Source organism: Sulfurimonas gotlandica GD1, from assembly GCF_000242915.1.
In the GTDB taxonomy this organism is placed as follows: domain Bacteria; phylum Campylobacterota; class Campylobacteria; order Campylobacterales; family Sulfurimonadaceae; genus Sulfurimonas; species Sulfurimonas gotlandica.
Genome location: NZ_AFRZ01000001.1, coordinates 2,838,373 through 2,850,505, shown reverse-complemented (window position 1 = coordinate 2,850,505; position 12,133 = coordinate 2,838,373). Strand labels below are relative to the sequence as shown.

Below are 12,133 nucleotides of genomic sequence, written 5' to 3'. Positions count from 1 at the left end.
ATGGAAGAGCTGATTTATGGAATTTTAAATTCTAAAAAGAAAAAAAGAAAAGTTATTCTTTATATTGTTTTAGCTTTTCTTCTATCTGTGATGATGATACCTACAAAAATAGTACTTGCTAAGATGCTCCCTGGAAAGAGTGCTAATACTTTTAGCATCTATGTAGACACAGCGACTAATAGTTCTATAGAAGAGACTAGCAAGGTTACAAGTTGTGTTCTTAGTTATCTGAAGCAGGAAAGTGCAGTTCATAATGCTGAAGTATATTTAGCTCAAGGTGCTCCACTGGATTATGCTGGTTTGGTTAAGGGCAGTGCGCTTAAGCGAATGAAAAATCAAGCTGAAATAGTTGTAAATCTGAGTGATAAACACTCTCGTGATGAGGCTTCTTATAAAATGGTTCATCGCATTCGTCCCCTTATAAAAAAGCGTTGTGAGCCTTTAGTAGATTCTACCACTATAAAGTTTATAGAGATGCCATCAGGTCCACCTACTTTTGCAACAGTTGTTGTTAATCTCTTTGGCAAAGAGAGTGCTTTAATGCGTGAAACTGCTGAACGTATTGCTAAAGTCTTTGCTGAGACAGAGGGACTGGTTGATATTGATATAATGCAAGATGATATTTATCCATACTATGAGATTGTTCCGGACAAAGAAAAAGTTATTAGAAGTGGTTTAAGTGTTGAGCAGGTAAATAATATTCTTTATATAGCTTTTGAAGGAATGATAGTAGCTGTTAAAAATTCAAAGATTCAACAAGACCAAATTCCTATTTTTGTTCGCCTTGATGATGCTAGTCGTTTAATACATCCAAACTCTAGGGATGGAATTTATTTTAAGCTTTCAAGGTTGAAACTTCTAAACCCTATGGGTATGATGATACCGATTAAAGAAGTTGTAAATGTTAAAGAGATTCCATCGAGTCCAACCATATTTAGAAAAAATCTGCAAAACTTTGTAAGTATTACTGCTGAGTGTGATTTGGTCTCACAGGTATATCCACTTATGGAAGCTAGAGATAAGCTGATAGAAAAGTTATCAAATGATTTCAATGTCACCAAGGTAGATGGTATGTCTACTTACATGTTTGATCTGAATCTTGTAGAGAAAAAAACTGGTAATAAGATGTTGCTTCGTTGGGATGGAGAGATGAAGGTATCACTAGACACATTTCGTGATCTAGGCGGTGCATTTATAGCAGCCTTAGTATTGATGTTTTTACTGATGGTAATGTACTATAAATCTTTTGCCTTAAGCGGAATTATATTACTTGCAAGCTTTCTCTCAATTATCGGTGTTATAGTAGGCCATTTCATTACAGATATGATATCTCTGCTTTTTGCAGATATAAACTTCTTTTTAACGGCTACATCTTTGATAGGATTTATATCATTGATGGGAATTAGTGCTAGAAGTTCTCTGCTGCTGATTGACTTTTCAAAAGCATTGATAGAGAAGGGTGTTGAAAAGAGAAGAGCTATCGCTATATCTACATCAACACGTGCGAAACCTATCTTAATGACAGCGGTAGCTATTATTCTTGGTAGTTTACTACTCTCAACTGACCCTATTTTTGGTGGTTTGGGTATTGCTCTTATCTTTGGTTCAATCGCTTCAACAGCAGTATCTCTGTTTTTAGTACCTGTATTAATAGATGATACAGTGGCTATTTGTCCAGAGGGTAGAGACCATAAGCCACATGAGTGTGAAGGTGGAATAGAAGGACATATAGATCCTGAGAAAATTGGATTATAGTTAATTTAAATCAAAAAAAAGGAATAAAATGAAAAAACAAATCAGTCTTGCTCTAGTAGCAATCTTAGCAACAGTATCTTTAAGTGCAGAGGTTAAAAAAACTCTATATCCAAATGGAAAAGTTAAGTTTGAGAGAAACTATGAAAATGGTAAGTTAAATGGAATTGCTAAAGCTTATTATGATAATGGTCGCCTGAAAACAAAGACAAACTTTAAAAATGGTAAAGTTAACGGCACTACATATGGTTACTATGAAAATGGTGTTTTAAAAGCTCAGATACCTATGAGAATGGGTCAAATAGATGGTACTCAAAAAGAGTATTATGATAATTCTCAATTAAAATCTACAACAGAATACAGAATGGACAAAATTATTGGATCCAAGAAAGTTTACTATCCAAATGGAAACATGAAAGCAAAATTAAACTTTGATGACAGTGGAAAGTTTTATGGTACTCAAAAAGAGTACTATGCAGATGGCAATTTGAAATATAATGTTACAATGGAAGATGGACGTGCTAAAAAAGGACGTATTTACGAAAGTAATGGCAAAGACAGAAAAATGAATGAACAAGATTTTGCTAAATTAGGGTTTTAGATTTATAAAGTAATCCAATAAGCTCATGTAATGATAAGCATAATCATAGTATCATTTCTATAGGTAGGTGAAAAGGGTCTAGTATAAAGCGTTTCTCTAGTTTGAGAGGGGCTTTGTAGGCTTAGTACTCTATAGTAGGAGGTTTATTATGTGTATCCCTCATGGTGCCGTTGGCAGAGTAGATAATGGTTATATTGAGATAAAACCTAAAAAACATATAAAAAGAGTCGCCCAGACAATTTTTGAAAACGGCGATCCTAATTTTGTTGATGAAAGAACCAGTGTGCACGAAAAAGTAAAAGAAAAAAAATCGTTTCTCAGTTCACTGCTTGATGATTAAAGGTAACCTACTAAAAACTACATTCGGACATGATAGTTTTCGCCAATCACAAGAAGAAGCTGTAGATGCTATTTTAAACTCAAGAGATTTAATCACCATACTTCCAACAGGTGGTGGCAAATCTCTTTGTTACCAATTGCCGTCTCTTATGATGGATGGTGTAACTGTTGTTGTTTCCCCACTAATAGCTCTGATGCAAGATCAAGTGAATGCACTTAAAAATAATGATATTAAAGCAGAGATGATTAACTCTTCACAAGATTTTAATGATGTGCAAGAGATAACTTCTAGACTACTTCAAGGTGATATAAAACTACTTTACATCGCGCCGGAGAGACTAAGTGCAAATGGTTTTATTGAACTTCTTCAAAGAGTAAAAATAAACTTTTTTGTAATTGATGAGGCTCATTGTGTAAGTGAATGGGGACATGAGTTTAGAGCCGATTATAGAAATCTCTCTAAATTAAAACAAATCTTTCCTAATGTTAACATAGCGGCATTCACCGCAACTGCAACTCATAAAGTTCAAGATGACATAGTTAGGACTCTAAACCTCAATAATCCTTTACAGCTTCGAGGCAAAACTCTTAGAGACAATCTTACAATATCTTCAGAGCAAAGAGTAGGCAATGGACGCACTCAACTTATAAACTTTTTATCAAAACATAGTGGGAACTGTGGAATAATTTATGCCTTTAGTAAAAAAGATGTTGAAGCAGTTGCAGGTTTTTTAAAAACAAAAGGCTTTAAGGTAGCAGCATATCATGCAGGCTTTTCAAGTGAAGTTAGAAATAAAGTATACAGAGATTTTATTTATGAAGAGGTTGATATTATAGTTGCAACCATAGCATTTGGTATGGGTATAGACAAAAGTAATATTCGTTTTGTTGTTCATATGAGTATGCCAAAGACTATGGAAAACTACTATCAAGAGATTGGTCGTGCAGGAAGAGACGGTTTAGAAGCACAAACATTACTTCTGTATACGAAGAGTGATGATGTCAAGATGAGATCGTTTATAGATGTTATAGAGAATTCAGAGTACAAAGAGTTACTCTATAACAAACTGCGCAAGATGTACAGCTACTCAAACTCAAGTGAGTGCAGACATAAGTTGATTGCAAAGTACTTTGAAGATGATATAGGCAGTTGTGGAGATATATGTGATAACTGTAGGCGAGGAGAAGTTGAGAAAATAGATATTACACTCGAATCACAAAAACTTCTCTCTTGCATCTACAGATGCGAACAAAAATTTGGAATGATTCATATGATAGATGTTTTAAGAGGTTCTACTGGACAAAAGATTCTGCAGTTTAATCACGATAAGCTTTCTGTTTATGGGATAGGTAAAGATGTTTCTAAAGAAGTATGGAATGCTATTGCTGATAGATTGTTTGAGTTAGATGCTATAGAGGTAGGTGAATTTAGAGCTATTAAACTTAAAAAATTTGGAGCAGGAATCTTACAAAAAAAAGCAACTGTAGAAATAGATAAGCATAAAATGGATGTTAAAGGCAGAACTTCTAAGAAAGAGAAACTAACTCCTGTAGAGGATGGAGTTTTTGATAAATTTAGGGCATTGAGATCTGAGATTGCTTCAAAAAATGAGATACCTGCGTATATAGTTTTCTCAGATAAAACACTTTTAGAATTTGCACAAAAACTTCCACAAACAAAAGATGAGATGTTGGATGTAAATGGAGTTGGAGAAGTTAAATATGAGAGATATGGAGAAGATTTTTTAGCTCTTTGTAAAGAGATTAATGGATAATTGTAAGCATATGTTTGCTCTAAGTTAAGACCACTCTAAAAATGATATAATAATAAAAATTTTAAGCTAGCAGAGTATAATTTGAAAAAAATTTTAATAATTAGTGACGGTACTGCCGGAGAACATTTCATACAAAGAGTTTTAAAAACTTACACCAGTGAAAATATTTACTATGTAGTTGAGTTGAAATCTAGAGAGTATGAAGACGTGAATCCAGCACGTTTTAAGTTTTATGAGTTTGATCCAACAAGCTTTTATAAACTCTCAAACCTTCTTAAAATGGAATTTGTTCAAGTTATTATTGCAATGGATAGTCAGCTTGATGTTGAAAATACTATTAAAAACATTAAACTTGTTAAAAAGCATCTTCGTGTAATAGTTTTAAATCAATGGGATATGAAAAATGAAGATACAGATGTTGTTATGGTTAATGCAAATGAGCTTTTAGCATCTAGACTTTTAGACTATCTTCCAAATGTTCCTGTAATTGCACAAAATGTTGGAATAGGCGAGGGTGAGATAATGGAAGTTTTAGTTCCATTTGGAAGTTCGTTCGTTTATAGACATATTGGTGTAATAGAGCAGAAAAATTGGCGCATTGTTGCACTATACAGAAACAGAAAACTTCTAATGCCATCAAGAAGAAGAATGATACAGCCAAATGATCTTCTTGTATTGGTTGGTGAGCCAGCAGTTCTTAAATCAGTTTATCGTGCAATTAAAAGAGAACTTGGACAATTTCCTGAACCGTTTGGATCAAATATCTTTCTATATGTAGATATGAATATCGTTAACTTATCAACTATAAAAGAGCTTATTAGAAGAGCAGTGTTTGCTCATAAAAAGTTCAAGCATGACCTCGTAATTAAAGTGGTAAATCCAAGTAATATAGCTACTCTTCAATACATCAAAGAGTTTAGAGATAACAATGTAGTAGTTGACATAGAATATGAGTCTCGTGATTTGAGAAATACATTTTACAATGATATAAAAGCTTACCATATAGGGCTTGTAATAGTATCTGCTGAAATGTTCGCAAACTATCGCATAAGGAAAACTCTTTATGAGTCACATGTTCCGGTACTAAAGCTCTCAGATAGGTCATTTTCCAGTGTTAAAGATGCCGCTATTATACTAAGTGATAACCGTGACTTGGAAAAAATATCTGCTACTATATTTGATATTTCTGAGCAGATGGGATTTAATTTAGAAATATATAACTATATGAACGAGCATCAAGAAGAAAAAGAACAAGTAATAGAGCATTATTATAATCTAGCAACAATTTTTTCTAAAAGTATTAAGGTTATTAAAGAGAACCAAAATCCGATTAGAACGCTTAGGCAAAAGGACAATTTTGTTCACATATTGCCATTTACGCAAAAGTTGACAAAAAGACGAATTTACTCGTTTTTATCAACAGATAGTGAAAAACTTTATTATAAACTAGATAATTATCATCAAATTTTTATACCTGTTCAGCTGTAGAAGCATGATTTAGCTTTTTTTTACTCTTTTTTAAGTATTATATATTCAATTAATTAATTAAAAATTTTGGATATATAATGCAAGTAAACATCCCCCTAAAAAAAGTTGTCGATAACTCATATAATATTACTATAGACTCTCTTACTAAAACTCATTTTGACACTAAAGTAGCAATAGTAACGAACCCTAAAGTGGCAGGTTTGCATCTGGCATACCTTCTTAGTAAAATAAGTGCTAAAGAGCTTTATATAATTACTGTTTCAGATGGAGAAGAGTATAAAAATCAGGAGAGCATAGATACTATCCTTGAGTCTCTATTTAACCACCGTTTTAACCGTAAGTCAATGCTTATAGCTTTTGGTGGAGGTGTTATAGGTGATATGACTGGTTATGCGGCTAGCATCTATCAAAGAGGAATAGACTTTATTCAAATTCCAACTACACTTCTCTCTCAAGTAGATGCAAGTGTTGGTGGAAAAACAGGGATGAATAACTCTTATGGAAAAAACTTAATAGGAGCTTTCCATCAGCCTAAAGCAGTATATATTGATCCTCATTTTTTAACAACTCTTCCTTCTCGTGAATTTGGTGCCGGTGTAGCAGAGATTGTTAAGATGGCTGTAACTTTTAACAGAGGTTTCTTTGAATTTCTGGAGAGTGCTGATCTTAAAAATCCTGATGTTCTTCAAGAAGCAATTAAGCAGGCTGTTCAAACAAAAGCAGATGTAGTAGCTAAAGATGAAAAAGAACATGGATTGCGAGCTGCACTTAACTATGGACATACTTTTGGTCATGTTATAGAAAATGAGACAAAATATAAAAAGTATCTTCACGGTGAAGCAGTAGCTATCGGCATGGTTATGGCCAATGAGACAGCAATAAGCATGGGTTTAATGAGCGTAGAAGAAGCTTCAAGAGTTAAAGCTCTTTTAGAAAAATACGATCTTCCTACAACTTATAATGTTAAAAATAGCGATAATTTTTATGAGACATTCTTTTTGGATAAAAAGAGTTCAGATAGCAATATTACATTTATTATCCCCGTGGGGATAGGTGATGTAAGTATTACGGATAGTGTAAAAATGGAAGTTGTTATTTCTGTTTTAAATAAGTTCGGGGAAGTGTAAGTGAAAAAAATACTCTTTGCCTTTTTGTTTCTTGCATCTGTACTTTTTGCAGAAGTTACAGAAGATAAATCAACACTAAGTAAAACAGAACTCAAAGAACTGGAAGTTCAGAAAGAAAAAGAAAGAATTAGTAGAATTTCTGATCATTTAAAAGTTTTGCAAAAGATTGAGAATGAGATATCAGAAGAGAAAGTATGGACTAAAAGTTATGCTTCTTATCTCACATCTTTAGATGTTAGAAATTCTCTACAGACGATAAAAGAACGTATAAAATATCTTCAGAAAATAAGAAAAAAAACCCTAAGTCAACAAGATGAACTAAATGCTCTAATTTCAAAAGAGAAGATTTTAACTTCACAAATAGAAAAATTAAAAGAAAAAGATAGCGCACCTTTTTCAAAAATAATTACTCCTCCAATCATTGAGGATAAACCAAGTATAACTAATCCTTTTGATATATTTACAGGCTTTTCTCTTATCAAAACACTTTATGCTGATTATAATGACTATATAATAAGAAAAGATGAGTTGACGGATTTGATTGCTCTTTTGCATAAAGAAAATACTATCTATAAAGAGATAGCTACCTTAGATATCAACAAGGAATATGTAAAAGATTCAGAAGCTAAGCTTAAGCAGATAGATAGATTTGAGACAGCACTAGATACAATGATCGTTACTGCGGAACTTTACCAGAAAAGACTAGAGATAATAGAGATAAATATAAATAAAGATATTGAAGTTCAAGTAATAAAACTTGCTAAAATCGGTGTAGTTGTTTTAGTTGTGTTTTTTATCTTTTTTCTGCTTAAATTCTTTGTCAAAAAATATATTACAGATAATGAACGATTTTATATGGCAAATAAAATCATTACATTTATTAATGTTACTTTGATTATTTTAATCGTGTTTTTTAACTACATTGAAAATGCCAGTTATCTCGTTACAATCTTAGGTTTTGCATCTGCGGGTATCGCCATTGCTATGAAAGATTGGTTTATGAGTATGTTGGGATGGCTTGTAATAGTTATTGGTGGAAGTATTCATGTTGGCGATAGAATTCGTGTAGATATGGGTAGCATGAAATATGTTGGAGATGTTATGGATATCTCACTTCTTCGTATGACAATACTGGAAGATATTACACTTACATCGATTATGAACAACAGAAGAGCAGGAAGAATAATATTTGTTCCAAATAATTATGTTTTTACGAACATGATAGCAAACTATACTCACTCTTCTTTAAAAACTGTTTGGGATGGTGTTGCTATAACTATAACGTTTGATTCAAATCATAAAAAAGCAATGCATCTAGCTAAAGAGATAGTTAAAAAATATTCTAAGGGATACACAGATATTACAAGAAAACAGCTAAATAAACTTAGAAATCAGTATAGTCTTAAAAATACAAATGTAGAGCCTAGAATCTTTTCATTTATACAACCTAACGGTATATCTATTGATTCATGGTACTTGACAAATGCTTATGCAACACTGACTCTAAGGAGTGTTATCTCTGTTGAGATTGTAGATGCATTTAATGCTGCAGATGATATAACTATTGCGTATCCAACTCAAAAGTTACATATTCAAGATGAGAGAAGAGAAGCTCCTTTTGATACAAATGAGGTTGTATAGTTGAAGAAGAAAGTATTTTTTAAAACTTTTGGCTGCAGAACAAATCTTTATGATTCTCAAGTTATGATGAGTGCCTTAAAAGACTATGAGATTACACAAGATGAGCAGGAAGCAGATGCTGTAGTTATAAACTCATGTACAGTTACAAACGGAGCTGATTCTCATGTTCGCTCATACCTCTCGCATGTAGAAAAGACTATGAATGCCAAAGTTTTTTTAACTGGTTGTGGCGCACATACCAAGGGTGAAAGTCTTTTGGAATCAGGAAGAGTCCACGGAGTATTTGGGCAGAGTGAAAAACTAAAGATTAATTCTCTTTTATCTACTCAAAAACCTTTTTACGATCCAGGTGACTTAAACCATATAGATGAAGCTGTTGTTGATGACTTTGTAGGTAAGAGCAGAGCGTTTATAAAAATCCAAGAAGGATGTAACTTCCGTTGCTCCTACTGTATCATCCCGTTTGTTCGCGGTGATGCGAGAAGTATGGATGAAGGCAGAATTTTAGAGCAAATAACTAGACTTGCTTTAAATGGTTTTGGAGAATTCATTTTAACTGGCACAAATGTTGGCAGTTATGGACAAAAAACAGGAACTTCTGTAGCAAAACTTATGAAAAAGATTTCACAAATTCGTGGAGTTAGACGCATAAGACTAGGAAGTGTAGAACCTATTCAGGTAAGTGATGAATTTAAAGAGATACTAGACGAACCATGGCTTGAAAAGCATCTTCATATTGCACTGCAACATACATCTCCAGAGATGCTTCGTATAATGAATAGAAGAAATGTATATAAGCAAGATAGAGAATTGTTTGAATTTCTAGCATCTAAAGGTTTTGCAATCGGGACTGATTTTATTACAGGTCATCCAGGGGAGAGTAAAGAGCTTTGGGATGAAGCTATGGTAAATGTAAGAGATTTGCCATTGACACATTTGCATGCTTTTACATATTCTAAGCGCGATGGTACTCCTTCTGCAACGTTAAAGCCAGAAGTTAATGGCAAAGTTGCAAAGGAGCGTTTGCATGAGTTGGAAGAGATCATCAAGCAAAAGAATCTAAATTTCAGAAAAGCTTTTAGTGGTGAACTGGAAGTTTTACTAGAAAGTCAAAAAGATTCTCTATTTATAGGACATGATCAGCATTTCAATAAGATTGTAGTTGAGTCAGATGAAGACCTTCTTGGAAACTGGGTAAATATAGAAAACTATGAAGTAAGAGGAGAATTCAATCATGCCAAACTCTAAAATAAACAGAGTTTTACTTTATGCTTCGGCATTTATAATAATTGCTTTGGTCTTATTTGCAATACTAAGAGATAACGCATCTGATATTACTCTGCATAATGCTCAGAAAATTCTGGAGAACCATTCTGTAAAAAGTGTTACAGTAACTAAAGATTATGTATACCTGAAAACGGATAATGAATTTTATAAGATTGCTTCTTCTCAAGTTACACCTAAGATGTTTGTAAACTACAAAGTGGAAGTTGATTCTGGGTCTAGTGTAATAGTCTATATTCTCTTTGGTGTTTTGTTTTTGGGCTTGGGAACACTGTTGCTTAGGTGGTGGCAGAAAAAATCACCTCTTTTTGAAGGTGGTGGTGTCTCTTCCGCTTCAAGATTAGATATTGCTCAAAACACTCCGGTTGAAGCTATAAAAAGTGATGTTAAGTTTAGTGACATTGGTGGTATCAGTGATGTAAAAATGGAACTTGAAGAGATTATAGACTTTATGAAAAAGCCTGCGCGCTATAAAAGTTTCGGAGCTAGAATGCCTCGCGGCGTATTACTAGTTGGGCCTCCAGGTGTTGGAAAGACGATGATTGCAAAGGCCGTGGCACATGAAGCGGGGGTTCCGTTTTTCTATCAAAGTGGAGCTTCATTTGTTCAGATATATGTAGGAATGGGTGCTAAAAGAGTACATGAGCTTTTTCATGCTGCAAAAAATAATTCTCCATCAATCATATTTATAGATGAGATAGATGCTGTCGGTAAAAAAAGAGATGGGCAGAGAAATGATGAGCGTGAAGCTACTTTAAATCAACTTCTTACTGAGATGGATGGGTTTGAGAGTCAAAGCGGAATAATTGTAATTGCTGCTACAAACAAGATAGATGTCCTAGACTCAGCACTTCTTCGTGCTGGTAGATTTGATAGAAGAGTATTTGTAGAACTTCCAACAAAAAGAGAGAGAGTTTCTATCTTAGAAAAATACCTTAATAAAGTTCCTCATAACCTAGATGTAATGGCAGTCGCAAATATGACAGTAGGCTTTAACGGCGCATCTCTTGCTGCTCTTGTAAATGAAGCAGCACTTCTTGCTCTTAGACAAAATGATTTTCAGGTAAATACAGAGCACTTTCATCAGGTAAAAGATAAGGTTATGTTTGGTAAGAAAAGGCTTCAGATGCTAAGTGATAAACAAAAAGCCTATCGTGTTACATATCAAGCGGCTAAAGCTATATGTGCTACTTACTTTGATCTCCCATTTGAGAAGCTGATGCTATCAAATGAAAAACTGACACCAAGCATTGATGAGCCACTAATTAAGCATGAATTAGAATCAAGAGTGAAGATGCTTTTATCTGGAATGGTAGCATCTGACATAAAATACGGTGAACATGCAAGTAGTGCTAAAGCAGATTTGGATGAAGCCAAAGAACTAGTTACAAAGATGTTAAAAGATTATGGAATGGGTTCATCTTTAATCTCTACAGATGAAGAGAATAGAATTTTAATGAGTAGATTATATAATGAGACAAAATTGCTTTTAGAATCTATGACTAGTGCTATGCAAGCAGTTGAAGATGTATTAATAGAAAGAGAAAGCATCACAAAAGCTGATGTGAGAAAAGAGATAGATGCAGTTTTATAGTGGATTTTCACTTAAAAATGAAGAATACCTTTTTGATAAATATTTAAATAGATCAGCATACTGTGTATCTGGCTTTAGTTATGGAGCTATAAAAGCGTTTAATTATGCAAAAGAACAATTAGCATCTGGTAAAAGAGTAGATACTCTGCAACTGCTTTCTCCAGCTTTTTTTCAAACAAAAGATACTAAGTTTAAAAGATTACAGATGCTTTCTCATTCTAAAGATAGATTGCAGTATATGAAACATTTTATTGATTCGTGTTTTGATCCATATGAGAAAAAAATAGTTGAATTTAAAAAAAGTACATCAGAGGAGCTTGACGAGTTGCTTAGTTATGAATGGGACTTAGAAGAGTTGCAAAAGCTTGTTGCCAAAGGTGTGAGAATAGAAGTATATCTTGGTGGAAAAGATAAGATAATTGATGTAGAAGGTGCAAGAGAATTGTTTTTAGAGGTAGCATCTGTGACATACATAAAAGAAGCAAACCATTTTTTACAACTAAACTAATAAAATATAAAAGGAATACATAAT

General features: G+C 33.4%; 10 protein-coding genes. All 10 read left to right on the top strand.

Going from position 1 to position 12,133, the window contains the following annotated elements:
* Nucleotides 1-1,755, top strand: coding sequence for an efflux RND transporter permease subunit (locus tag SMGD1_RS15080; RefSeq protein WP_008337261.1), 1,755 nt, complete (start codon nucleotides 1-3; stop codon nucleotides 1,753-1,755).
* Between the two features lie 28 nt (nucleotides 1,756-1,783).
* Nucleotides 1,784-2,353, top strand: coding sequence for a toxin-antitoxin system YwqK family antitoxin (locus SMGD1_RS14005; RefSeq protein WP_008337593.1), 570 nt, complete (start codon nucleotides 1,784-1,786; stop codon nucleotides 2,351-2,353).
* Nucleotides 2,354-2,501: 148 nt separating this feature from the next.
* Complete coding sequence (locus SMGD1_RS14000; protein ID WP_008337103.1) at nucleotides 2,502-2,693, top strand: hypothetical protein; 192 nt, start codon at nucleotides 2,502-2,504, stop codon at nucleotides 2,691-2,693.
* Nucleotides 2,686-4,467, top strand: coding sequence for a DNA helicase RecQ (gene recQ, locus SMGD1_RS13995; protein WP_008337105.1), 1,782 nt, complete (start codon nucleotides 2,686-2,688; stop codon nucleotides 4,465-4,467). Before SMGD1_RS14000 ends, recQ begins: the two co-directional genes overlap by 8 nt.
* Before the next feature lie 81 nt (nucleotides 4,468-4,548).
* Complete coding sequence (locus tag SMGD1_RS13990; RefSeq protein ID WP_008337195.1) at nucleotides 4,549-5,955, top strand: COG3400 family protein; 1,407 nt, start codon at nucleotides 4,549-4,551, stop codon at nucleotides 5,953-5,955.
* 77 nt (nucleotides 5,956-6,032) lie between these two features.
* A complete protein-coding gene (gene aroB, locus SMGD1_RS13985; protein WP_008341595.1) occupies nucleotides 6,033-7,082 on the top strand; it encodes a 3-dehydroquinate synthase in 1,050 nt (349 codons plus the stop codon).
* Nucleotides 7,083-8,723 carry a mechanosensitive ion channel domain-containing protein gene (locus SMGD1_RS13980; RefSeq protein ID WP_008337228.1) on the top strand — a complete coding sequence of 547 codons (1,641 nt, stop codon included), beginning with the start codon at nucleotides 7,083-7,085 and terminating at the stop codon, nucleotides 8,721-8,723. It begins immediately after the preceding gene.
* Nucleotides 8,724-9,971 (top strand): tRNA (N(6)-L-threonylcarbamoyladenosine(37)-C(2))-methylthiotransferase MtaB, encoded by a 1,248-nt coding sequence (mtaB, locus tag SMGD1_RS13975; protein WP_008341594.1) that lies wholly within the window; start codon nucleotides 8,724-8,726, stop codon nucleotides 9,969-9,971.
* Nucleotides 9,958-11,601 (top strand): AAA family ATPase, encoded by a 1,644-nt coding sequence (locus tag SMGD1_RS13970; RefSeq protein WP_008337182.1) that lies wholly within the window; start codon nucleotides 9,958-9,960, stop codon nucleotides 11,599-11,601. Before mtaB ends, SMGD1_RS13970 begins: the two co-directional genes overlap by 14 nt.
* Nucleotides 11,588-12,109 carry a pimelyl-ACP methyl ester esterase BioV gene (gene bioV / locus SMGD1_RS13965; RefSeq protein WP_008337177.1) on the top strand — a complete coding sequence of 174 codons (522 nt, stop codon included), beginning with the start codon at nucleotides 11,588-11,590 and terminating at the stop codon, nucleotides 12,107-12,109. The genes SMGD1_RS13970 and bioV overlap by 14 nt, the downstream gene beginning before the upstream one ends.
* Nucleotides 12,110-12,133 lie beyond the last annotated feature (24 nt).